Here is a 22,033-nt window from a genome sequence, read left to right on the forward strand (position 1 = left end):
GGTCGCGACCCGGCATAAACTCCAGCGGACAGGCGGCCGTTGCGGCCACGTCCTCTTCGCGGAAGGACTCAGCAAGCGGATGAAGGCTCTCGTTCTAGCGGGTGGCAAGGGGACGAGGCTGCGCCCGCTCACCCATACCTCAGCGAAACAGCTGGTCCCCGTGGCCAACAAACCGGTCCTCTTCTACGGACTCGAAGCGCTGCGAGACGCGGGCATCACCAGCGTGGGCATCATCGTCGGCGACACGGCCCACGAGGTGCGCGAGGCCGTCGGGGACGGCGCCAAGTTCGGCCTCGACATCACCTACATCCCCCAGCAGGCCCCCTTGGGCCTGGCTCACTGCGTCCTGATCGCCGAAGAGTTCCTCGCCGACGAGCCGTTCGTGATGTACCTCGGCGACAACTTCCTGGTGGGTGGCATCACCAGCCTGGTCGACGCGTTCCGCGCGGCCGACCATGACGCGCAGATTCTGCTCACCAAGGTCGCCGAACCCCAGTTCTACGGCGTGGCCGAGCTCGGGTCGGACGGCGAGATCGTCGGGCTGGAGGAGAAGCCGGAGCACCCGCGCAGCGATCTCGCGATCGTCGGCGTCTACATCTTCTCCCCCGTCATCCACGCGGCCGTCCGGAGCATCACACCGTCCGCGCGCGGCGAGCTGGAGATCACGGACGCCATCACCTGGCTGATCGACAAGGGCTACCGCGTCCACTCCCACTTCGTCAGCGGCTACTGGAAGGACACCGGGCGGCTCCAGGACATGCTGGAATGCAACCGGATCATCCTCGAACAGATCGAACCCGACATCAGCGGCACCGTGGACGGCCGGAGTGAGATCACCGGTCGGGTCGTCGTCGAGCGGGGCGCGGTGGTGGAGGACTCCGTCCTGCGCGGGCCCATCGTGATCGGGGCGGACTCCAAGATCACCTCATCCTATGTCGGCCCCTTCACCTCCATCGGGGCGAGGTGCGAGGTGGCGAACACCGAGATCGAGTACTCCATCGTGCTCGACAGCTCATCCATCCGCGGCGTCTCGCGCATCGGACACTCCCTGATCGGGCGCAACGTCGAAGTGAACCGGGCGGAAGGCATGCCGAACACCCACGAGCTCATGGTGGGCGATCACAGCAAGATTCAGGTGCGCTCATGAGAATTCTGGTCACCGGCGGCGCCGGATTCATCGGCTCGCACTATGTACGCTCACTGCTGCTCGGCTCGTATCCGGGCTACGAGTCCGTGCACATCACCGTTCTCGACAAGCTCACCTATGCCGGAAATCTCGGCAATCTCGCACCTGTAGACGGACATCCCGGCTACACGTTCATCCACGGAGACATCACCGACCTGCAGCTGCTCGCGGAGATCGTCCCCGAGTGCGAGGTGATCGTGAACTTCGCGGCCGAGACGCACGTCGACCGGTCCATCGCGGGAGCCGGCGACTTCGTGACGACGAACGTGCTGGGCACCCAGAGACTCCTGCAGACGGCGCTGGAGTCCGGCGTCCGGACGGTGGTGCACGTCTCCACCGACGAGGTGTACGGGTCGATCGAGGATGGATCCTGGTCCGAAACCGAGCCCCTGCTCCCGAACTCGCCGTACTCGGCGGCCAAGGCCGGCAGCGACCTGCTCTGCCGGGCGTATCACCAGACGTACGGCCTCGACGTCCGGGTGACCCGCTGCTCCAACAACTACGGCCCCTACCAGCACCCCGAGAAGCTCATCCCGCTGTTCGTCACCAACCTCCTCGACCGCGAGCCGGTCCCCCTCTACGGCGACGGGCTGAACGTACGGGACTGGCTGCACGTCGACGACCACTGCCGAGGCATTCACCTGGTCCTGGAGAAAGGCTCACCGGGAGAGACGTACAACATCGGCGGCGGCACCGAACTCACCAACCGGGAACTCACCGGGTGGCTGCTGGCCACGCTCGGGATGGGCTGGGAGATGGTCAGACAGGTACCGGACCGACTCGGACACGACCGCCGCTATTCGGTCGACTACGGCAAACTCCGAGCCCTGGGCTACGAGCCGCTGACGGGCTTCGCGGACGGCCTGGCGGAGACGGTGCGCTGGTACGAGGACAACCAGCAGTGGTGGCGACCCCTGAAGGCCACACCTCTGATCGGGTAAGCACACCAACGTTCCAGCAACTCGACCACCGATCCGGCCCCACAACACCCGACCCAACCCCGGGACCCCGGGACCTCGGGCGCTCGGGCGCTCGGGCGCTCGGGCGCTCAAGGGCACCGGGACTCGGAGGGTCCGGGGAGCCAAGTGCTCGGACGCTCGACGGCTCGGGCGCTCGGGCGCTCGGGCGCTCGGAGGCTCTGGGGCTCACGGACTCCGGACTCACGGACTCGGGGGCTCACGGGCTCGGAGAGTTGGGCTCAGGCGTTCGGGGGCTCAGGCGGGGACTCGGGCGCTCGGATGCTCCGGGGCTCCGGGGAGGCTCACGGGGCTCGGAGAGTTGGGGCTCAGGCGTTCGGGGCACTCCGGGCTCCCGGGCTCCCGGGCTCCCGGGCTCCCGGGCTCCCGGGCTCCCGGGTGATGGAAGGCGCTCCGGGTGGTGGAAGGGAACGTAGATGGTGACCGTGCGCACGTCGCGGTGGGGTGGCGGCGCGGCCGGTGAGCGTGACCCTGGAATGCCGGTGACCCGCGACGGCGGGTGGGTCTTCCCGTGCTTGCCGTACAGGATGGGTGGGATTTTGCTTTTTGGCGAGGCGGGTGGGGGGATGGTCGCGAGGCCCCGTCAGTTGATGATTTGCAGCACCGGGTCGGATTTGCTCGGGGCGTGGTGGATCATTGCCTCGTGGTCGAAGGTGTCGCCACCCAGGTAGACGGCGACGATCCGGTGCTGGCCTCGGTCGAGGCTGGACGTCGTGAACACCGCACGACCGGTGCGGTTGAGGAACACCGAGCCGAGAGCGGTCGAGCCGTCCTTGAAGACCACCTCGCCGGCCGGGATCAGCTGGCCACTGACCGCTACCACGGTGGCGGTGAACGTGACCGGCTGTCCCCTCTGGGAGGGGTTGCGGGAGCTGGTCAACGTGGTGGCGGTGGGCGGGTCGTTCGGGATGGCGATGTGCGTGGCCGGGATGCTGTCGGTGCCGGTGGTGTTGACGGAGCCGTTCAGGGAGAAGATCCGGCCGTCGACGCTGGCGCCGAAGTTCACGGTGACGGTGCGCTGGGCCAGCACGTTGCCGCGGAAGGTGCTGTAGATCCCCAGCGACGCGGTGTCGCTGAGCTGCCAGAAGACGTTGTCGGCCTGCGCGCCGCGCACCAGGCTGATGTTGCTGACCCTGGTGGTGGTCAGGGTGTCCGCCCGGAAGATGAAGATCGCGTCCGGGTCTCCCTGCGCGTCGAGGACAAGGGTGCCGTTGATCGCGAACCCGCCGCCGGCGGAGTCGTACAGGCCGGGCCCCTTGGTCGTGCCGCCCAGTTGCGCCGCCACCGTGGCATCGGCGGTCCGCCCGGCGATGTCGTTGTAGGCGGCGACCACATCAGCCTTGACCGCCGCCGCGGTCGCGTTGCCCAGTTGCCTGTCACCGTTGATGGTGCCGGGCGGGAAGCCGGTCAGCGTCTTGGCGGGGCTGATCCCCAGATCTCCGGTGACCGTGGTCAGGTTCGTGTTGTTGACCGACACCCCGGCCACGACCCCGTACGACTCCGCGTCACCGATGTCCACCGGCCGCGTCGCGCTCGCGCCCTCGGTCAGGGTCACCAGCACACCTACCACCAGCGCGACCGCCGCGATCACCCCCATCCACAACCGACCGGCATTCCCCCAAAGACGGGAAAAATTGATATTAGTCATGAGCAACTCCTTTTATCTGTGATCTGGGATAAATCCCCCGCCGGTCATATGACGCTGGATATTTGACATTAGCGGGCATCGATGCGGTTCCTGAGAAATGACATGCGGCGCGGCCCGTGTCGCGTTCACGATGAGGACATGAAACGGCCCCGCCGCGCAGGCAATGAGACCGTCTGCGCAGCGGGGCCTTTGGCGGTCGCCCCGACCTCACGGATCCGCTATGAGGCGGACTCGCGGGTGTCAGTCGAATACCGGATCGATCCAGTAGTTGGTGGACTGGTAGGAACTTGTCGGGAAGGTGCTGGTCGCCCCGTAGGTGTACACCCCGTTCGGGTCCGTGCCGTTCGCCAGAGCGGTGAGCGGCCCGTTCGTGTATGCCGAGGTGAAGTACGGGCGAGTTACCGAATAATTTCCCGACGTCGTGTGATACGACGCTATATAGGTGGTATTGGCGGTTATAGAGACAGGCGTCAGGAAGTTCACCTGCTGCCAGCCAGAAGCCGTCTCGTTGGAGAAGGTCGCGCTCGCGAGCAGCTGACCACCGCTGCTCCACAGGGCTCCGGTATGAGTCCCCGTATTCGAAGCGCCCTTGAAGAACCTGAGAGCGACGATTTTCCCGTTCGTCGATGCCCGGAACTTCACGCCGACCGTAACAGCCTGCGTATCAGGTTGCGACTGGACGGCCGGAGTGGCCACCGTGTCCCACAGACTGTCTGACGGCTGGAACACGACGTCGACCCAGTAGTTGGTCGCTTGCATGGAGCTCGTCGGGAAGGTGCTGGTCGCCCCGTAGGTGTACACCCCGTTCGGGTCCGTACTGTTCGCCAGAGCGGTGAGCGGCCCGTTCGTGAATGCCGAGCTGAAGTACGGGCGAGTTACCGAATAATTTCCCGACGTAGTGTGATACGACGCTACATAGGTGGTATTAGCGGCGATCGCGACAGGCGTCGAGAAATTCATCTGCTGCCAACCAGAGGCAGTCTCGTTGGAGAACGTCCCGCTCGCGAGCAACTGACCACTGCTGGTCCACAGGCTTCCGGTATGAGTCCCTGTGTTCAAGGCGCCCTTGAAGAACCTGACGGCGTGGACGACCCCGCTCACTGATGCCCGGAACTTCACGCCGACCGTGATCGCCTGCGTATCAGGTTGGGACTGGACGGCCGGAGTGGCCTGCTTGTTCCACAGGCTGTCCGACACGTCCTGAACCACTTCCGGCGAAAAGCTCGGCGCGAAGTGGATCAGTGCCTCGTGGTCGAAGACGTCGCCGCCCAGGTAGACGGCGGTGAGGTGGTGTGCCCCAGCGCTGAAGTTCGGGATCGTGATCCTGGCCACGTCGTCGTCGTCCTGGTTGCTCGAGCCGATTATGGTCGAGCCGTCCTTGAAGACCACTTCGCCGGCGGGGACCACGGTGCCGCTGACCTGCGCCACGACGGCGGTGAGGGTAACCGGTTCCCCTCTCCAGGAGGGGTCGTCCGAGGTGGTCAGGGTGGTGGTCGTGGGCGGGTCGTTGGGCACGGTGATACGCGTGGCCGGGACGCTGTCGGTGCCGGTGATGTGCACGAAATCGTTGAGTGCGAAGATCCGGCCGTTGACGCTGGCGCCGAAGTTCACCGTGACGTTGTCCTGGGCCAGCACGTTGCCGCGGAAGGTGCTGTAGGTGCCCAGCGCCACGGTGTCGTTGAACTGCCAGAAGACGTTGTTGGCCTGCGCACCGCGCGCCAGGGCGATGTTGGAGACGTTGGCGGTGGTCAGGGTGTTCGCCCGGAAGATGAAGACGGCGTTCGGGTCCCCCTGCGCGTCGAGGGTGAGTGTGCCGCTGATCGTGAACGCGTTGGTGTTGGAGGTGTACAGGCCGGGCCCCTTGGTCGTGCCACCCAGCTGCGCCGCCACCGTGAAATCGGCCGTCCGCCCGGCGATGTCGTTGTAGGCGGCCACCAGATCGGCCTTGACGTTGGCCGCGGTCGCGTTGCCCAGGTCCCGGTCACCGTTGATGGTGCCGGGTGGGAAGCCGGTCAGCGTATTGCCGGGGCTGACCGCGACATCTCCGGTGACCGTGGTCAGATCCGTGTTGGTGATCTCGTCTCCGGCCACGACCCCGTACGGCGCCGCGTCACCGATATCCACCGGCCCCGTCGCGCCGGCGGTCTGCGGCAGCCCTACCAGGGTGCCTGCCACCAGCACGACCGCCGTCGCCACCCCCACCCACAACCGACCGGCATTTCCCGAAAAACGGGAACATCTGACTTTGCTGGTCGCTTCGTGATTGAGAGTTTCGGGGAAGGCTGTGCCGGCTGTTCGATCGGGCGCATCGCTATGTGATTTTGACATGCGCCACAACTCCTCACTGTATCTTGTGCTGCTCAGGCAATCGGCTGGGCGCCGCAGCCCGCAGCTCGCCAAGGATCCATACGGCGATGTTCCACACTCGCCTGGTTCGTCGCGTTTGCCATAAAAGGCGGCTATAAGTCCAGCCGCAAGAGATACGACCCGAATGTCGTCGATCCCGGTTAAGACGCTACGACATTCGACAGGAGCATGCCTTGAACGGCATGACACGAAAAACCCATATGAGATCAAGAAGAGCCCAGACTAATGCCCGATTGGCCAGCTCTTTACCCGCAAATATCCTCCTCCGATACTTACCTGGAGGCTTTAAAGGACTCTCTCACGTGCGGATCGCCTCTTCATGATGCCCGGCCGTCATCCATTGACGAAATCCATCCAGCGACCGAACCACCCGCCGGTTTCCCGGCAGGCCGGCTCCACACGCGGAAATATTCCCATTAATACCCTTATGCCTGCCAAACCGCTGGCCTTGCCGCGGAAAATACTGGACCCTGCCATAAGACGACACGCCGGGGATCGCCATCGAATCGGCGGTATGAGAACTCCGGACTTCTACAGTCGGATCGTGTCTCATCTCGATGTAACGGGGGTCCTGACATGAGAGAGAAACTGGTGGTCGTCGGCCAGGGATACGTCGGCCTGCCGCTGGCGATGCGGGCGATCGGCGCGGGATTCGACGTCGTGGGCATCGACGTGGACGAGTGGCGGATCAAGCGGTTGAACGCCGGCGAGTCCTATGTCGAGGACATCGGCGACGACGAGTTGACCGCCGCGCACCGCTGCGGCCGCTACCTCGCCACTACCGATTATGCCGACGCCAAGGGATTCGACATCTGTGTGATCACGGTGCCGACGCCGTTGAGCGAGGGCGTTCCCGATCTCCGTCACATCGCCTCGGCCGCCCGATCCGTCGCGCCGCTGCTACGGCCGGGCGCCACGGTGGTCCTGGAGTCCACCACCTATCCCGGCACCACCGAGGAGTACCTCCTGCCGTTGCTGAAGGAGGGCTCCGGGCTGCAGGCACCCGAGGACTTCTTCCTCGGCTACAGCCCGGAACGCATCGACCCGGGAAACGCCGTTTGGCGGCTCGACAACACGCCGAAGGTCGTGTCCGGCATCGACGACTCCTCGCTGAAGAAGGTCCAGGCCTTCTACGAGCGGCTCGTGCACGAGGTCGTTCCCGTCTCCTCGCTCCAGGTGGCCGAGCTGTGCAAGCTCCTGGAGAACACCTTCCGGCACATCAACATCGCCCTGGTGAACGAGCTGGCCATCTTCGCGCGGCAGTTGGGGATCGACGTCTGGGAGGCCATCGACGCCGCTTCCACCAAGCCGTTCGGCTACATGCGCTTCACCCCCGGTCCGGGCGTCGGCGGGCACTGCCTGCCGATCGACCCGTCCTACCTGTCGTGGAAGGTCAAGCGCAGTCTGGGGCACAACTTCCGGTTCGTGGAGCTGGCGAACGACATCAACGACCACATGCCGGACCACGTCATCCACCGGCTGGCCCTCGCGCTGAACCAGCGCTCCAGGTCGATCAAGGGCAGCCGGGTGGTCGTGCTCGGCCTCGCCTACAAGAAGAACGCGGGAGACTGCCGCGAGTCCCCGGCGATCGAGGTGGCCAGGACTCTGCGCAAGCTGGGCGCGGACGTGCGCGCCGCCGACCCACACGTGGACCACTTCCTGCTGCCGCACGGCATCGCGATCGTCGACGCCACCCGCCAGGAGCTCGCCAAGGCGGACGCGGTGATGATCCTCACCGACCACGACTGCTTCGACTACGAGATGGTCGAGCAGGCGAGCACCTTCGTCTTCGACACGCGCAACCGCTGCCGGGGACCCAACGTCGAACGGCTGTGACGGACTCTCAGGGGGCTACCTGCGGTCGAGCGGGTAGCCCCCCTGCGTCTTTAGAGCATGGCCTTCATCGAGTCGGTGGCCGACAGCACGTAGGGCTGCTCGGCCATGACCGCGTCCCAGTTGTCCGCGAGCGACTCCGGCGTGAGGTCGTCGGACTTCCAGCCGGGCCCCTCGGCCACGAACACACGCGCCACCCGGCCGCCGCCGACGCTGAACACCTCACCGCTCGGCGCGCACGACTCGTGAACCAGGTACGCCACCAACGCGCTGACCCGCTCGGGCGTGAACTTGGCCTCGAACTCGGCAGGCAGCAGCGACTCGGTCATCCGCGTCCAGGCGATCGGCGCGATGGCGTTGGCCTTGATGCCGTTGCGGGCGCCCTCGATGCCGAGCGTCTTGGTCAGGCCGACCAGCCCCATCTTGGCGGTGGAGTAGTTGGCCTGGCCGAAGTTGCCGAACAGGCCCGCCGGGCTGGAGGTGTTGACGATGCGGCCGTAGCCGGCCTCCTTCATGTACGGGTAGGCGGCCTGGGAGACCAGGTAGGAGCCGCGCACGTGGACGGCCAGCACCCCGTCGAAGTCCTCGACCGCCATCTTCCCGAACGACCTGTCGCGCAGGATGCCCGCGTTGTTGACGACGATGTCGATCTTGCCGAAGGCGTCGATCGCGGCCTGCGCGATCGCCCTGGCCCCTTCCGGCGTGGCCACATTGTCGGCGTTGGCGATGGCCTGGCCACCGTTCTTGGTGATGAGCTCGACCACCTCGGCGGCGGGACCCGCGGAGGCGCCGGTGCCGTCGAGCGCGCCGCCCAGGTCGTTCACGACGACCTTGGCACCCCGCTCGGCCAGCAGCAGCGCGTGCGACCTGCCGAGACCGTGCCCGGCTCCCGTAATGATCGCGACCCTGTCATCGAACCGAAGCATCGAACCTCCAGCGCAGGAGAACAACGTTCTAGTAATGGCACAATAACCCGAGTCCGCTGCACTGTGACTGATCGTCGCGGATAGTGATCGAACGGTTCATTTTCTGCTAGAGTTCTGGGCTCCGCCCGGGCGGCGCCCTCCAGCACCCGTCCGCCCTCCACCGGGCCTGGGAGGCCGGACATGCCGGTAAACGTGCCCATTCGCGTGGTTCAGTGGGCCACCGGAGCCGTCGGCCGCTACGCACTGCGCAGCGTGCTCAGCAGGCCGGGGCTGGAGCTCGCGGGGGTCCTGGTCTATGACCCCGACAAGATCGGCAAGGACGCCGGCGAACTGGTCGGCCTGCCCTATACGGGCGTCTGCTGCACGGACGACCCGGAACGCGTCATGGCCATCGAAGCCGACTGCGTCCTGCACATGCCGCTGCCGGCCTCCTTCTTCGGCCCGGACCGGACCCTCGACCTGGAGACCATCTGCGCGCTGCTCGCCTCGGGCAAGAACGTCATCACGACCACCGGCTTCGTCTACCCCAAGTCATACGGCCCGCGGGTGGTGGAGCGCATCGAGGCCGCCTGCGCCAAGGGCGGCACCACGCTCCACGGCACCGGCATCAACCCGGGCTTCATGAGCGACTTCCTGCCGCTGGCGCTGACCGGACTCGCCGACCGGGTCGACCACATCTACGTGCGCGAATCATCGGACTTCCGCGGCCACCCGTCCCGCCAGGTCGTCGTGGACCTGATCGGATTCACCCGCACGGCCAAGGACTACACGGCCGCGGTCCGGCCGTTCCGGACGTTCCAGCGCACGCTCTTCGCCGAGAGCGTGCAACTCGTGGCCGACGCACTCGACGTGCACCTCGACGAGGTGGAGGAGCGGGACGAGTTCGAGGTGGCCGGCCAGGCGTTCGAGATCGCGGCCGGCCTGGTCGAGGAGGGCGCGGTGTGCGCGTCGCGCTGGGTGTTCTCGGGCCTGGTGCGGGGGCGGCCGTTCATGACGGTCGAGGTGATCTACAAGGCCGACGCGAGAAAGGTGGAGCGCTGGCCGGATCCGGGCTTCGCGATCCACATCGAGGGGGTGCCGCACATGACCATGGCCATCGACGAGGTCTCCCACGGCCTCGCCGCCGCAGCCGCCCACGCCATCAACGCCATCCCCTCCGTGTGCGCCGCCCCACCCGGCATCTGCACCATCCTCGATCTCCCGCTCCCCACCGCCCGTGCCAGGGTCCGCACGAAATAGAGATATTTTTCTTTCTTGCGATCGATGCCGCCACACGCAACTTCTTCTTCTTCTTTTTCTTTTTCTTTTTCTTTTACGGCCTGCATGGGCCAGCCCCACCCGCTGTACGGGGCTGGGCCCTGTCCAGGGATACGCTCCTGAGGTGCGCGGGGTCGGCCACCGCGACGAGACGGTGAGACCACGGCCACCCCCAAGCAAAACCCACCTCCCTCCGAGACAAGCCGCTCCCTGCCTCCCTCTTGTCGAGCCGGAGCCATCTGCTCACGAATGGCCGGAGACACCTGCTCACGAGTGACGGCAGCCCTGGTCAACGATACGCACGTCACGGCGACCAGCCCGCTCCACCGGAGAAGCGTGCCCCTGGACAGAGACCAGCCCCGTGCGGCGGATGGGGCTGGCCACTGCCGGCCGTAAAAAGAAAAGTAGTTCTGCTTTTAGAAGGAGTTAGTTATGCGGCAAGAATCTCCCGTACTGGCCGCGGTGATAGAGGAGCGGGCGGGCGGGCGTGGTGGAGGCGGCGGTGACGAGGCCGACCACCAGCGTGTGGTCGCCTATTTCCACGGTGGTGTGCGGGATGCAGATCAGGTGCGCTGAGACGTCCTCCAGCAGCGGCGTCTCGTGCGGCCCGGGGCGCCACCGCGTAGGTGTGGCGAAGCGGTCGATGCCTCGGCGGGCGAAGCGGGTGGCCAGGTCGTGCTGGTGGCCGGCCAGGACGTTCACCGCGAAATGGTCGGCCAGCCGGAGCCAGGGCCACGTGGTGGACGATTGGTCGACATAGAAGGACACCAGCGGCGGATCGAGGCTGACCGAGGAGAACGAGGTCGCCGTGAGGCCCACCGGGACGCCCTCCGGCTTGGCCGTCACGATCACCACTCCGGCGGCGTGCTGGGCCAGGGCCGTGCGGAACTGGTCGGTGTCCAGGGAAATGGTCATCTCAGGGCCCCTTCCCTGGCGGCTATCTGCGGCACGACCTGATCCGCCCACTGAGCCAAGGGCTCGGCGCCTGGTAGTTCCGACTCCAGCAGTGCCAGGCCCGGGGTGGGGACGAAGGCGCCCAGTTCCACCAGGAGGGGGCGGAAGTGGACCTCCACCGCCAGCGCGTGCTTGGGGTGGCCCATGACGAGGATCGGCAGGGCCGCCGTGCCGGCCAGGGCGTTCGGGGGCAGCCGGTCCAGGAAGGCCTTGAGCAGGCCCGTGTAAGTCGCCTTGTAGGTGGGGCTGGCCACGACGGCCACCGAGGCGCTGGTGAGGAGTTCGAGGGCGAACTCCACGCTCGCGTCGGCCTCCGGCTGCAGCAGCTTCGAGGCGAGGGTCGACAGGTCGATGACGTCCCTCGCGCCCGTGTGACCGAGCCGGGCGGCGATGGCGTCGGTGGCCGCGACCGCCGCCCCCAGCGTGCGAGACCCGGGACGCGGGTTGCCGACGACGGTGACGATGCTCACGCGGACACTCCTGACGTCACGACGTTCTTCGGGGCGGCTCCCAGTCCGTAGTGGTCGCGGAGCGTGCGGGCCTCGTAGTCCTTGCGGAACAGGCCGCGGATCTGCAGCTCGGGGACCACCTGGTCAACGAAGTCCGCGAGGCCGCCGGGCAGGTACGGGGGCATGATGTTGAAGCCGTCGGCCGCGCCGTTCTCGTACCACTCCTGGAGCTGGTCGGCGATCTGCTCGGGGGTGCCCGCGACGACCCGGTGGCCGCGGCCGCCGGCGAGCTTGTTGATGATCTCGCGGATCGACAGGTCGCCGCGGCCCGCCAGGTCCTTGATCAGCTTGATGCGGCTCTGCTGGCCGTCCGGGTTGGGAGGAATATCGGGCAATGGGCCGTCCAACGGGTAGGCGGTGAGGTCCACGCCGAGGATGTTCGAGAGCTGCTGCACCCCGTACGCCGGGACGATCAGGTCCTCCAGCTCCTTCTCCAGCCGCAGCGCCTCGCGTTCGGTCGAGCCGATGATGGGCGAGATGCCGGGCAGGATCTTGAGCTGGTACGGCGACCGCCCGTACGCGGGAAGCCTGCCCTTGAGGTCGGCGTAGAACTCCTGGGCGTCTTCGAGGGTCTGCTGCGCGGTGAACACCGCCTCCGCGAACCTCGCCGCGAACTCCTTACCGTCCTCCGACGACCCGGCCTGGACGAGGAGGGGGCGGCCCTGGGGTGAGCGCTGGATGTTCAGCGGGCCCTGCACCTTGAAGTGCGTGCCCTCGTGGTCGATCGGCTTGATCCGCGAGACGTCGGCGTAGACGCCGCTTCGCCGGTCACCGACGACCGCTCCTTCCGCCCAGCTCTCCCAGAGCGCGTTCGCCACCTCCAGGAACTCCTCGGCCCGGTGGTAGCGCTCGCCGTGCGGCGGGCGTTCGATGCCGAAGTTGCGGGCCTCGGCCTCGCCGGCGGAGGTGACGATGTTCCAGCCCGCCCGGCCGCCGCTGATGTGGTCCAGCGAGGCGAACTTGCGCGCCACGTGGAACGGCTCGTTGTACGTCGTGGACACGGTGGCGATCAGGCCGATGTGGTCGGTGACGGCGGCCAGGGCGGCGAGGAGGGTGAGGGGCTCCAGCCCGCCCAGCGCGTTGTGCCGGACATTTCCCCATAGGGCGAGGCCGTCGGCGAGGAACACCGAGTCCAGCTTGCCGCGTTCGGCGATCCGGGCCAGCTCCTGGAAGTGGCGGATGTCGGTGATGCGGCTCGGCTCGGTCAGCGGGTGCCGCCACGCGGCCTCGTGGTGTCCGACGCCCATGAGGAAGGCGTTCAGGTGCATGGTCACGTGGTCCTCCAGGTGGAGAAGCGGCGCTCCAGGCGCACGAGGAGCAGGTTGAACAGCAGACCGAGCACCGAGATCGTGATGATCCCCGCGTACATGTCGGGCACCCGGAAGTTGAACTGCGCGTAGTTGATGAGGTAGCCGAGCCCCGCCTTGGCACCGACCATCTCGGCGGCGACCAGCACGAGGATCGAGTACGCCCCGGCCAGGCGGATGCCGGTGAAGATGGTGGGCACCGCCGCGGGCAGGATGACCTTCTGGAACAACCGGAACGGCCCGAGCCCCAGTGACCTCGCCGACTTGATCAGGAGCGGGTCGACGCCTTTGACGCCCGCGATGGTGTTGAGCAGGATCGGCCAGGCGCAGGCGTACAGGATGATCGAGATCTTGGACGTCTCCCCCAGCCCCAGGACCAGCACGAACACCGGCAGCAGGGCCAGGGCGGCGGTGTTGCGGAAGAGCTCCAGGACCGGGTTCAGGAAGTCGGCCACCGGGCGATACCAGCCGATCAGCAGGCCCAGCGGGGTGGCGGTCAGGATGGCCAGCCCGAACCCCGCCAGTGACCTGGCCAGGGAGGCTTGGGCGTGGTCCACCAGCTCGCCCCCTCGGAGCAGGTCGTACCAGGCGGACAGGACGTCGCTCAGCGGCGGCAGGAAGGTGGGGTCCACCACCTGGGCCCTGGGGAGGATCTCCCAGACGGCGGCCAGCACGATGATCGCGGCGGACGCGTTGAACACCCGGCGGGCGACGCCCCAGAGGCTACGGCGTCGAGCCGGGGCCTGAGGGACCGGTGTGAGGGTCGTGACGGCGGACGGGTGGAGGTGGTCGTCGTCAAGCGGGGAGGCCGAGAGGCCGGCCGTGCTGAGTGAGGGTCTGGCCAACGGAGCTCACCTCCTCGCGCAGCAGCGTCCAGATCGCGTGCCGGTACTCGCCGAACACCGGATCCGCCCGCAGATCCCCTTCACGGGAGGCGAACGAAACCGGCACCACGGCCCGGATGCGGCCGGGGCTGGGCGTCATGACGGCGACCCGCTGCCCGAGATAGACCGCCTCGTCGATGCCGTGGGTGATGAACACGATGGTCTTGCCGGTCTTGTTCCAGATGCGGAGCAGTTCTTCCTGCAGGGACTCGCGGGTCTGGGCATCCAGGGCGGCGAAGGGCTCGTCCATGAGCAGGATGTCCGGGTCGTAGGCGAGGCTGCGGGCGATGGCGACCCGCTGCCTCATGCCGCCCGAGAGCTCGTGCGGGTAGCGCTCGTCGAAGCCGCGCAGCCCGACCAGGTCGAGGTAGCCGCGGGCGCGCTCACGGCGTTCGCGCCGCGGCACCCCCTTGGCCTCCAGCCCGAACTCCACGTTCGCCACCGCGGTACGCCAGGGGAACAGCGCGTACTGCTGGAAGACGATGCCCCGATCGAGTCCCGGACCCGTGACGGGCACGCCGTCGATGCGGATCTCCCCGCGAGTGGGCAGGGTCAGGCCGGTGAGCAGGTCGAGGAGGGTGGACTTGCCGCACCCGCTGGGGCCGACGAGCGTGAGGAACTCCCCCTCCGCCACGTCCAGCGAGATGTCGGACACGGCGGCGAAGGGCCGGTCGGAGCCGCGCACGGCGAACTCCTTGGTCACGGACACGAACTCGATCTTCATCGGGAGCCTCCCGAGGCGAACGGGTTGTAGGCGTTGGTGTAGACGTCCTGGGCCTTGACCTGGCCGGGCTTGATCTCGCCGGCGTCCTCCAGCCAGGTGATCCACCGCTGGAACTCCTGCGGCTCGATCACCCCGCCCTTGGTGGCGACGCCGCTGCTCTTCCAGAAGCCGACGGCGGTGGCGTCCTCGTTCCTGCCGCGCTTGGCGATGATCTTCTTGAACTCGGCCACGACCTCGTCCCGGCTGTGCGTCTGGGTCCACTGGATGGCCTTGGCAGTGGCCTCGACGAACTTCCTGGCCGTGTTCGGGTTCTGCTTGATGAAGCGGTCGGTGAGCACGTACGTCCCGGCCGAGAAGTTGCCGAACAGGTCGACGTCCTTGAACAGGGCCTTGAGACCGCCGCGCGCCAGCGCCTTGTCACGCAGGAGGCCGCCGAGCACGGCCACGTCGATCTGTTTCTGGCGCAGCGACTGCTCGGTGCTGACGGGTGGCACGGCGACCAGTTCGACCTGCTTGATCTCGGCCGGGGTCAGGCCGCCGCGCTTGAGGTATTCCTTCAGCACGGCTTCGGCGTGGGCGCCCAGGGTGTTCATGCCGACCTTCTTGCCGATCAGGTCGCGGGCGGTGTGGATCGGGCTGTCCTGGAGGGTGAAGAAGCCCTGGTAGGAGTACTGGTCGCTGCCGTAGTAGCTGACCACCGCCTTGATCGGGGCCTTGGCGGCGACGAGCTTGACCACGGCGCCGTTGAACGCGCCGCCGAAGTCGCTCTGTCCCGTGGCGGCCGTCTGGATGTCCTGTGGTCCGCTGGTCGTGTTGCCGATCCACTTGAGCTTGACGGGTTTGAGATAGCCGAGCTCCTCGGCCAGCTCGGGGAAGGTGACGTTGCCGACACTGCCCTGGTAACGCAGCTCCTGGGTTTCGGTGGAGCCCTGGGCGGTGCCGCACGCCGTAAGAGTCGTTACGGCAAGGAGGATGGGAACGAGGGAAAGGGGTCTGATCACGAGATGTCCTCAAATAAGGGGGGGACGGGGACTAAGTCGTGATCAGTGACACTGTGCGCTGACGACGCGGCAGAAGTCGACATGCGCGCGCCGGGTCAGATCCGGGCTCATGCAGACGACGCTACGCAGGCTCGCGCCAAAAGTCAACATTTCCTACTTGGTTTACATGAAATTATGAAGGCCGCAGGTCAGGCGCCCGCGAACCACAGGTCCGGTTCGCCCGGAACGTGCCGCGCCCGCCCCCGCGACTCCAGCCACACCAGGTGCGCCAGCGTCTCGTTGTTGGCCGCCCGGCGCATGAACGGCGGGATCGTCTCCCAGGGCCGCGCCCACGTCAGGCCGGTCGCGATGTCCCAGCAGCAGATCCCGCCGGAGGCGGCCCCGATCGCCCGCTCGATCTCCCCCAGCCGCTCCTCGTGATGCGCGATCACGTAGTCGACCCGTTCGGCCAGTTCGAGGAAGCGGTACTCGTGCGCGGGCAGCACCTCCTCCACGTCCAGCTTCCGTACGGCGGCCAGCGCGTCGAGGTAGTCGGCCAGCGGGTTGGGCGCGGACTGCGGGTGCACGGCCACCATCGGCGTGATCTTGGCCAGCACGTGATCGCCGGAGAACAGCAGCTTCCTGGACGGCGACACGAAGCAGAGATGGCCGGGCGAGTGCCCGGGAGTCCAGACGGCTCGCAGGTCCCAGCCGGGCAGGTCCAGCCGGTCTCCGTCCTCGACCAGCCGGTCGGGCTTGGCCATCGACACCATGTGCCTGATCATCATCGAGGCGCCGGCCAGCTCGTCCAGGGTCAGCTCGGGCACCCCCGACCGGACGAGCAGCGCCCGTTCGCGCTGGACCAGCGAGTCGATGGCGCTGTCGTCATACCGCTCGTGGACCAGGCGCGCGTCGGCGGGGTGCAGGGCGATCCACGCGCCCGACATCTCCCGGACCCGCCCCGCCAGGCCGTAGTGATCGGGGTGGATGTGGGTGACCAGGACGCCCTTGACATCGGTGATCGCGTACCCGGCGACCCGCAGTCCCGCGACGAGCGCCTCGTAGGCCTCGTCGGTGTTCCATCCGGCATCGACGATGGCGACCCCGTCCGGCAGTTCCAGCACGTAGACCAGCACGTAACGCAGGGGGTTCACCGGGATCGGCACCGGGACCGACCACAGTCCGGGCCGCACCCGCTCGACCTCGGGAATCGTTCCGCCGAGCCACGCCGCGCGCTGGGTCTCGCTGGATGGAGTCACCACGAACTTCGCCATGCAGAGCATTGTGCCCGAACCATGTTCTACTGAAGAGATGAAGCTGGCACGAGAAATCGCCGGTGACGGGCGCTTTGTCCGGCAGCCGAACCGTTTCACCGACCGCCTGGGCCCGCCGGAGCCGGGCCGCTACCGGCTCTACGCCTCCTATGCCTGCCCGTGGGCGCAGCGGGTGCTGATCGTCCGCAAGCTCCTCGGGCTGGAGGACCTGCTGGACGTGACGATCGTGGACCCGATCCGCGACGAGAAGGGCTGGCGGGTGCCCGGCGGCGAGTATCTGTCGGAGTTGTACCTGGCCACCGATCCCGAATACGCGGGCCGCTACACCGTCCCCTGCGTCTGGGACACCGTGGACAAGCGCATCGTCACCAACGACTTCCCCCAGATCACGCTAGATCTTGAAATGACGTGGTCCACCTCCCCCGACCTCTATCCGCAGCACCTCAGAGCCGACATCGACGCGATGAACGACCGGCTCTACCACGGGCTCAACAACGCCGTCTATGAGGCGGGGTTCGCCCGTGACCAGGGGGCGTACGAGGAGGCGGTGTCGCGGGTCTTCGCCACCCTCGACTTCCTGGAGGCCCGGCTGGCAGGGTCGGCGTACCTGTTCGACACGCTGACCGAGAGCGACGTCCGCCTGTACACCACCCTGGCCAGGTTCGACGCGGTGTACTACGGGCATTTCAAGTGCTCGATCAGGCGGCTGAGCGACTATCCGGCGCTGTGGGCGTACGCGCGGAGGCTGTACGCGATCCCGGCCTTCGCCGAGACCACGGACTTCGACCACATCAAACGCCACTACTACGTCACGCAGACGAACATCAACCCCAGCCAGATCGTCCCGGTGGGCCCGCTGCTCGACTGGAACGAGCCTGATCTCAGTCGGCGGCCGTGAGCCCTTCGGCGATCTTCTTCAGCTCGCGGGTCGTCTTGGCGGCCCCGAGCTTCTTGGCATAGAGCGGGCTGATCATCACCTCGGCCCGCCGCCCCTCGCCCATGTTCAGGAAGAGAGTCGGGGTTCCCTTCCCACCGTCCTCGCCGACCCATTGCACGATCAGGTAGCCGGTCCGGTCGCCGATGGCCACCTCTTCGCCCTTCTTCTCGTCGCGGTAGTCCTGTGTGCGTTCATCGACCTCCTGGACGGCCTGGCCTTCGTACACGAAGATCTGGACGCAGTAGAAACCGTGCTTGTCACCGTCGTAGTTCCATGAGGTCGTGTAACTGTCACCGTGGTCCAGAGACCAGTGGCCCCACTGCAGCCCATCGGGCAGGTAACCCACCTTGACGCGCCCGAAGGCCCTTCCGTCGCCCAGGTCCCCGAGATCGCGGGTCGGGGACGGGAGGGGTGGGGTGTCGTCGATGGCGGGGACGTCCGGCTGCGACGTCTCCGAGGCCACGGCAGGGTCGCCGGGGCCGGGTGCCGGCCCCTGCACAGCCACGGAGCTCGGGCCGAGGACCAGGTAGGCGGGCACCACGGCAGCGGCGACGGCCACCGACGTGGCCAGGGCGGCGAACCTGACCCGGTGCTTCCTCCTCCGGCCGGACCGGATCACCCGGTCCACGAGGTCGGGCGCGGCCCGCAACGTCGCGGTCTCGTCCGCCATGATCTGGCGAAGGTGGTCCTCAAGCGTGGACATTCCTGATCACTCCTTCCACTGTTCCGTCGCCGAGCGCCGTACGGAGCTTGGCCATCGCCTTCGACGCCTGACTTTTCACCGTGCCCACCGAGCAGCCGAGGATCTCGGCCGTCTGCGTCTCGCCGAGGTCCTCCCAGTACCGCAGGACGATCACCGCGCGCTGCCGGGGAGGCAGGGCGCGCAGGGCGTCCATGAGCAGTCGGCGCAGGTCGATGTCGGTCTCCGGCGCCGCCGACTCCGGCGGGGTGTGCACCGGGATGATGTGCAGGATCGCCCGGCGCCGGGCCCGGCTGATGGCGGTGTTGACGATCACCCGGCGGATGTAGGGCTCGGGGTTGGCGTACCGCACCCGGTCCCAGTTTCGGTATGTGCGTTCCAGCGCCGTCTGCAGCAGGTCTTCCGCCTCAGCCTCGTTGCCGCAGGTGAGGTAGGCGACCCGCAGCAGGCTCGTGCCGCGTGCGGCCACGAACGCGGCGAATTCCTGTTCCTCGGCGCCGCTCACGCCTGTCCGTCCGATTTCACGCCTCCTAATACGCCTGGGCCGCGCCAGGCGTTGCCTCGCGCCGAAGCGCTGTCTCACAGGCAACCCCGCGGCTCGCCCAGGCGTATAGGGAGGCGTGATGAAACTCGTGACCACCCCGATCCGGGCGATGATCGCCGTCGGGACCGGACTGACCGCGGTGAGCGCCATCGCTCTGCTGAGCCCGCCGGCCGCGCCCGGCCTCCTGGACGCGCCGGACCTGCGGCTCACCGCCACGGTGACAACTCCGGCGGAAGGCGCTTACTGGCATACGAGGACGCTGTGGAAGACCACCCATCCCCGGCAGCTCGGGAGCGGCTCGAACCGCTACTGGGTGGAGGAGCAGCGACTCGACGAGTTGTGGACCTCGCGCGATGGAAAGGCCTGGATCGGGTTCCGGACGCTGGGGACACGTCCGAAGAGCGCGGCCGACGAGAAGGCCTGGCGCCGCGACGGCTCGCCGGCCAAGTGGAGCCGCACGGCTGACGGCAGGACCGTGGACCTGTCCACCAAGCCGGACAAGGGCCGCGTCCGCGCCGTGAAGGGGCCGGGCACGTTCTTCCTGGACGGGCAGCAGCTGACGTTCGAGGAGGTCCAGAAGCTGCCCGCGGACCCGAGCGGGCTGAAGACCTGGCTCGGGAAGGCCGCGCGGGTCTCAAGGGTTCCGGAGGATCGGGTCGAGGAGAACGTGAGAGGGGCGCTGCCCACTCTGCTGAGCGACCTTCCCGCGCCGAAGGAGGTTCGCACCGCTGCTTACCAGGCGTTGCTGACGATGCCCGGCGTCCGCTCCCTGGGGACGGCCAAGGACAGCCTGGGCAGGACCGGCGTGAAGGTCTCCATCGACGAGGACTCGGTCGTAACCGAGCTGATCGTCGACCCGGACGAGATGGTGCTGCTGGCCCAGAACCAGACGACCACACTCAACGGCAAGCCCTTCCCGAACAAGACCTACACCAAGACCCTGTTCCAGGCCGGCTGGACCGACGCTGCTCCCTCGGTGCCCGCTCTCCCCTGATGTCTTACGGCCGGCATGGGCCAGCCCCACCCTCCGTGCGGGGCTGGTCTCCCTCCAGGGGAACGCTCCCCCGGTTCACGGGGCTGGGCGCCGTGACGTGCGCATCCTTGACCGGAGCGCCCCCATTCGTGAGCCGGTGGGGTTCGGTCAGCGGGGGCATGCGGACGAACAGCAGCGCCGAGGCCAGCACCACCGCGGCGGCGAGCGACCAGGTGGCCGAGAGACCGGCGTGGGTGGCCAGTGTGCCGAACATCACATTGGACAGCCCCGCCCCCGCCTGCAGTGACAGGGAGCTCGTCGAGGTCACCGTCGTGCGCTGGGCGGCCGTGACGGCCTTGTGTGTCATCTCCAAGCACAGGAGCCCCGTCATCGACAGCCCCGAGAACATGACGACATAGGCCAGCCCGGTGGCCGCGAAACCGGGTGCCCCGTCCACACCGGCCGTGGCGGCCAGGGCGGCGATGGCCAGCGCGGTCAGGACGGCGCCCGCGACCGCGCCACGCACCGAACCGCCCGTCAACCAGGCCACCCGGGGCGCTGTCGCGCTGCCCACCGCGCTGCCCGCGAACCCGAGCGCCGCCACGACGGCGTAACCGGTGCTGCCCAGCTCCGCCGTACCCGCCAGCGCCGCCAACCGGCCGGGGGTGAGCAGTTCGACGGCGGCCAGCGCGACGCCCGAAGAGGCGGCGGCCAGCATCAGGCGGCGCAGCACGGCGGCCCCCGCCACCAGCCGCACCCCGCCCGCCACGGTTACGGGCACGTCCCGGAACACCCGTGCTAATGACCAGGCCCCAGCTGGCTGATGAGCGCGCGATGGCTCGGGGAGTGCGAAAAGCACCGACACCAGGAGCACGAGCCCGGCCGTCGCGCCCATCAGCGGCGGCACCGCGAGAGGCGTCATCACCCCAGGCGGCACCACGACCGGGACGAACCCGCCCACCAGGGCGCCCAGGCACAGCGCCACCGACTCCATCGCGCCGCCGCGTGCCAACCCCGGCTTGAGGTCGGCGCCCGGGCCTTCGAGGTCGTGCAGCGTGTCGACGTACCAGGCGGTGGCGGGGCCGCTGGACAGGGCGCGGGCGACGGCCTTGAGCACCCAGGTGGCCAGGAACATCCAGAACGTGGTCGACACCGCCATCAGCGCGAGCGAGACGACGTTGAACGCGGCCGAGATCGCCAGGACCGTCCGGCGGCCGATCACGTCGGCCAGGCCGCCGGTGGGCAGTTCGAGGCCGAGGGTGACCATTGAGAACACCATGGTGGCGAGCCCGACCTGGGCCAGGCTGAGACCCCTCTCGGTCATCAGCAGCACCGTGACGGACATCGTCAGGCCAATCGGCAGCCAGGTCAGGAAACTGACCAGCAGGTAACGGCGCAGCGCGGACCGGGGCGTCATCGGCCTGTCACCCCTACCTGACATCAGCTCTCCCGCCCTTCCTGCGGCGCGCGCGGGAAGACCGCCGACCAGACGCTCATCGGCACGGCGCCGGGGTCGTCCGCGTACCGGTCGGCAAGCTCCCGCACCAGCTCGTCGACGCGCTCACTGAACTCACGGACGGCCGTCGCCGGCAGCCGGACCAGATGGTCGCTCATCCCGGAGACCTCGACCAGCTCAGCGGGCCACTCCCCCGCCTCGAACGCCTCGAACGCCCGCCCCAACGCCTCCAACTGGCGCAGCTGCATGATCCGGACGGCCTCCTGTCCCTCGGGCGTGGCCGCCATCTCCAGGTTGTCCCAGGAGGTGTAGCGGTGGCGGGCCCGCCAGCGGCGTTCCCGGCCGTCGCGGCGCTCCGGGTCCTCCTCGATGAAGCCGTACTTGGCCAGCTCGCGCAGGTGATAGCTGGTCGAGCCGGAGCTCTCCCCCACCTCGCGCCCCAGCTCGCTGGCCGTCGCGGGCCCGTGGGCGCGCAGGAGGCCGAGCAGCCGCACCCGCAGGGGGTGCGCCACCACCTTGAGCACCCGAGGATCGCTGATCTTGAACCTCTCTTCCATATCCGAAGAGTAGATCCCAAAGACAATTTTGCAAAGGGAA

General features: G+C 67.6%; 20 protein-coding genes. 6 read left to right on the forward strand and 14 right to left on the reverse strand.

The window, feature by feature from the left end; translation table 11 throughout:
- Window positions 1–79 precede the first annotated feature (79 nt).
- Window positions 80–1,147 carry a glucose-1-phosphate thymidylyltransferase gene (locus KME78_RS35605; RefSeq protein WP_219533829.1) on the forward strand — a complete coding sequence of 356 codons (1,068 nt, stop codon included), beginning with the start codon at window positions 80–82 and terminating at the stop codon, window positions 1,145–1,147.
- A complete protein-coding gene (rfbB, locus tag KME78_RS35610) occupies window positions 1,144–2,127 on the forward strand; it encodes a dTDP-glucose 4,6-dehydratase (RefSeq protein WP_219533830.1) in 984 nt (327 codons plus the stop codon). The genes KME78_RS35605 and rfbB overlap by 4 nt, the downstream gene beginning before the upstream one ends.
- A gap of 619 nt (window positions 2,128–2,746) precedes the next feature.
- On the opposite strand, the gene KME78_RS35615 is transcribed toward rfbB, so the two are convergent.
- Together KME78_RS35615 and KME78_RS35620 are read right to left on the reverse strand one after the other, a co-directional pair.
- Window positions 2,747–3,811: an ice-binding family protein gene (locus tag KME78_RS35615; RefSeq protein ID WP_219533831.1), complete on the reverse strand. Its 1,065-nt coding sequence runs from the start codon at window positions 3,809–3,811 to the stop codon at window positions 2,747–2,749.
- A 240-nt stretch (window positions 3,812–4,051) separates the two neighbouring features.
- Window positions 4,052–6,139: a DUF4082 domain-containing protein gene (locus KME78_RS35620; RefSeq protein ID WP_219533832.1), complete on the reverse strand. Its 2,088-nt coding sequence runs from the start codon at window positions 6,137–6,139 to the stop codon at window positions 4,052–4,054.
- A gap of 615 nt (window positions 6,140–6,754) precedes the next feature.
- On the opposite strand from KME78_RS35620, the gene KME78_RS35625 reads away from it, so the two are divergent.
- Window positions 6,755–8,014 carry a nucleotide sugar dehydrogenase gene (locus KME78_RS35625; RefSeq protein WP_219533833.1) on the forward strand — a complete coding sequence of 420 codons (1,260 nt, stop codon included), beginning with the start codon at window positions 6,755–6,757 and terminating at the stop codon, window positions 8,012–8,014.
- 50 nt (window positions 8,015–8,064) lie between these two features.
- Here KME78_RS35625 and KME78_RS35630 read toward each other — a convergent pair whose 3' ends face one another.
- Window positions 8,065–8,937, reverse strand: a complete 873-nt coding sequence (locus KME78_RS35630; RefSeq protein ID WP_219533834.1) for an SDR family oxidoreductase — start codon at window positions 8,935–8,937, stop codon at window positions 8,065–8,067.
- Window positions 8,938–9,117: 180 nt separating this feature from the next.
- On the opposite strand from KME78_RS35630, the gene KME78_RS35635 reads away from it, so the two are divergent.
- Window positions 9,118–10,176 carry an NAD(P)H-dependent amine dehydrogenase family protein gene (locus KME78_RS35635; protein WP_219533835.1) on the forward strand — a complete coding sequence of 353 codons (1,059 nt, stop codon included), beginning with the start codon at window positions 9,118–9,120 and terminating at the stop codon, window positions 10,174–10,176.
- A 444-nt stretch (window positions 10,177–10,620) separates the two neighbouring features.
- Here the strand turns inward: KME78_RS35635 and KME78_RS35640 are convergent, their stop codons facing one another.
- The 7 genes from KME78_RS35640 to KME78_RS35670 all read right to left on the reverse strand — a co-directional run bounded on the left by KME78_RS35640 (window position 10,621) and on the right by KME78_RS35670 (window position 16,826).
- Window positions 10,621–11,109, reverse strand: coding sequence for a flavin reductase family protein (locus KME78_RS35640; RefSeq protein ID WP_219533836.1), 489 nt, complete (start codon window positions 11,107–11,109; stop codon window positions 10,621–10,623).
- The gene (locus KME78_RS35645; protein ID WP_219533837.1) at window positions 11,106–11,618 is read right to left on the reverse strand and encodes an NADPH-dependent FMN reductase; all 513 of its coding nucleotides are present in this window, start codon (window positions 11,616–11,618) and stop codon (window positions 11,106–11,108) included. The genes KME78_RS35640 and KME78_RS35645 overlap by 4 nt, the downstream gene beginning before the upstream one ends.
- Complete coding sequence (locus KME78_RS35650; RefSeq protein ID WP_219533909.1) at window positions 11,615–12,925, reverse strand: LLM class flavin-dependent oxidoreductase; 1,311 nt, start codon at window positions 12,923–12,925, stop codon at window positions 11,615–11,617. Before KME78_RS35650 ends, KME78_RS35645 begins: the two co-directional genes overlap by 4 nt.
- A gap of 2 nt (window positions 12,926–12,927) precedes the next feature.
- Window positions 12,928–13,809 (reverse strand): ABC transporter permease, encoded by an 882-nt coding sequence (locus tag KME78_RS35655; protein WP_246652626.1) that lies wholly within the window; start codon window positions 13,807–13,809, stop codon window positions 12,928–12,930.
- The gene (locus tag KME78_RS35660) at window positions 13,760–14,572 is read right to left on the reverse strand and encodes an ABC transporter ATP-binding protein (RefSeq protein ID WP_219533838.1); all 813 of its coding nucleotides are present in this window, start codon (window positions 14,570–14,572) and stop codon (window positions 13,760–13,762) included. Before KME78_RS35660 ends, KME78_RS35655 begins: the two co-directional genes overlap by 50 nt.
- Window positions 14,569–15,573, reverse strand: a complete 1,005-nt coding sequence (locus KME78_RS35665; RefSeq protein WP_308127259.1) for an ABC transporter substrate-binding protein — start codon at window positions 15,571–15,573, stop codon at window positions 14,569–14,571. Before KME78_RS35665 ends, KME78_RS35660 begins: the two co-directional genes overlap by 4 nt.
- A 188-nt stretch (window positions 15,574–15,761) precedes the next feature.
- The gene (locus KME78_RS35670) at window positions 15,762–16,826 is read right to left on the reverse strand and encodes an MBL fold metallo-hydrolase (RefSeq protein WP_246652627.1); all 1,065 of its coding nucleotides are present in this window, start codon (window positions 16,824–16,826) and stop codon (window positions 15,762–15,764) included.
- Between the two features lie 37 nt (window positions 16,827–16,863).
- Between KME78_RS35670 and KME78_RS35675 the strand changes: the two genes are divergently transcribed.
- A complete protein-coding gene (locus KME78_RS35675) occupies window positions 16,864–17,724 on the forward strand; it encodes a glutathione S-transferase family protein (protein ID WP_219533840.1) in 861 nt (286 codons plus the stop codon).
- On the opposite strand, the gene KME78_RS35680 is transcribed toward KME78_RS35675, so the two are convergent.
- Both KME78_RS35680 and KME78_RS35685 read right to left on the reverse strand, forming a co-directional pair.
- Window positions 17,708–18,466: a hypothetical protein gene (locus KME78_RS35680; RefSeq protein WP_219533841.1), complete on the reverse strand. Its 759-nt coding sequence runs from the start codon at window positions 18,464–18,466 to the stop codon at window positions 17,708–17,710. The genes KME78_RS35675 and KME78_RS35680 overlap by 17 nt on opposite strands.
- Entirely contained in the window at window positions 18,453–18,968 is a 516-nt protein-coding gene (locus KME78_RS35685; protein ID WP_308127260.1) for a SigE family RNA polymerase sigma factor, read from the reverse strand. The genes KME78_RS35680 and KME78_RS35685 overlap by 14 nt, the downstream gene beginning before the upstream one ends.
- 118 nt (window positions 18,969–19,086) lie before the next feature.
- Here KME78_RS35685 and KME78_RS35690 point away from each other — a divergent pair, with 118 nt between their 5' ends.
- Window positions 19,087–20,001 carry a hypothetical protein gene (locus tag KME78_RS35690; RefSeq protein WP_219533917.1) on the forward strand — a complete coding sequence of 305 codons (915 nt, stop codon included), beginning with the start codon at window positions 19,087–19,089 and terminating at the stop codon, window positions 19,999–20,001.
- A gap of 4 nt (window positions 20,002–20,005) precedes the next feature.
- Here KME78_RS35690 and KME78_RS35695 read toward each other — a convergent pair whose 3' ends face one another.
- The gene (locus KME78_RS35695) at window positions 20,006–21,397 is read right to left on the reverse strand and encodes an MFS transporter (protein ID WP_219533843.1); all 1,392 of its coding nucleotides are present in this window, start codon (window positions 21,395–21,397) and stop codon (window positions 20,006–20,008) included.
- Window positions 21,398–21,420: 23 nt separating this feature from the next.
- On the reverse strand, window positions 21,421–21,993 hold the full coding sequence (locus tag KME78_RS35700) for a winged helix-turn-helix domain-containing protein (protein ID WP_219533844.1): 573 nt from the start codon (window positions 21,991–21,993) through the stop codon (window positions 21,421–21,423).
- Between the last annotated feature and the right edge of the window lie 40 nt (window positions 21,994–22,033).

Source organism: Nonomuraea guangzhouensis, from assembly GCF_019396345.1.
In the GTDB taxonomy this organism is placed as follows: Bacteria; Actinomycetota; Actinomycetes; order Streptosporangiales; family Streptosporangiaceae; genus Nonomuraea; species Nonomuraea guangzhouensis.

What these genes read in the sequence shown, in the direction of transcription:
- KME78_RS35605 (WP_219533829.1), top strand. Translation starts at nt 80, where the DNA reads ATGAAGGCTCTCGTTCTAGCGGGTGGCAAGGGGACGAGGCTGCGCCCG.
- rfbB (WP_219533830.1), top strand. Translation starts at nt 1,144, where the DNA reads ATGAGAATTCTGGTCACCGGCGGCGCCGGATTCATCGGCTCGCACTAT.
- KME78_RS35615 (WP_219533831.1), bottom strand. Translation starts at nt 3,811, where the DNA reads ATGACTAATATCAATTTTTCCCGTCTTTGGGGGAATGCCGGTCGGTTG.
- KME78_RS35620 (WP_219533832.1), bottom strand. Translation starts at nt 6,139, where the DNA reads ATGTCAAAATCACATAGCGATGCGCCCGATCGAACAGCCGGCACAGCC.
- KME78_RS35625 (WP_219533833.1), top strand. Translation starts at nt 6,755, where the DNA reads ATGAGAGAGAAACTGGTGGTCGTCGGCCAGGGATACGTCGGCCTGCCG.
- KME78_RS35630 (WP_219533834.1), bottom strand. Translation starts at nt 8,937, where the DNA reads ATGCTTCGGTTCGATGACAGGGTCGCGATCATTACGGGAGCCGGGCAC.
- KME78_RS35635 (WP_219533835.1), top strand. Translation starts at nt 9,118, where the DNA reads ATGCCGGTAAACGTGCCCATTCGCGTGGTTCAGTGGGCCACCGGAGCC.
- KME78_RS35640 (WP_219533836.1), bottom strand. Translation starts at nt 11,109, where the DNA reads ATGACCATTTCCCTGGACACCGACCAGTTCCGCACGGCCCTGGCCCAG.
- KME78_RS35650 (WP_219533909.1), bottom strand. Translation starts at nt 12,925, where the DNA reads ATGCACCTGAACGCCTTCCTCATGGGCGTCGGACACCACGAGGCCGCG.
- KME78_RS35660 (WP_219533838.1), bottom strand. Translation starts at nt 14,572, where the DNA reads ATGAAGATCGAGTTCGTGTCCGTGACCAAGGAGTTCGCCGTGCGCGGC.
- KME78_RS35670 (WP_246652627.1), bottom strand. Translation starts at nt 16,826, where the DNA reads ATGGCGAAGTTCGTGGTGACTCCATCCAGCGAGACCCAGCGCGCGGCG.
- KME78_RS35675 (WP_219533840.1), top strand. Translation starts at nt 16,864, where the DNA reads ATGAAGCTGGCACGAGAAATCGCCGGTGACGGGCGCTTTGTCCGGCAG.
- KME78_RS35680 (WP_219533841.1), bottom strand. Translation starts at nt 18,466, where the DNA reads ATGTCCACGCTTGAGGACCACCTTCGCCAGATCATGGCGGACGAGACC.
- KME78_RS35690 (WP_219533917.1), top strand. Translation starts at nt 19,087, where the DNA reads ATGAAACTCGTGACCACCCCGATCCGGGCGATGATCGCCGTCGGGACC.
- KME78_RS35695 (WP_219533843.1), bottom strand. Translation starts at nt 21,397, where the DNA reads ATGACGCCCCGGTCCGCGCTGCGCCGTTACCTGCTGGTCAGTTTCCTG.
- KME78_RS35700 (WP_219533844.1), bottom strand. Translation starts at nt 21,993, where the DNA reads ATGGAAGAGAGGTTCAAGATCAGCGATCCTCGGGTGCTCAAGGTGGTG.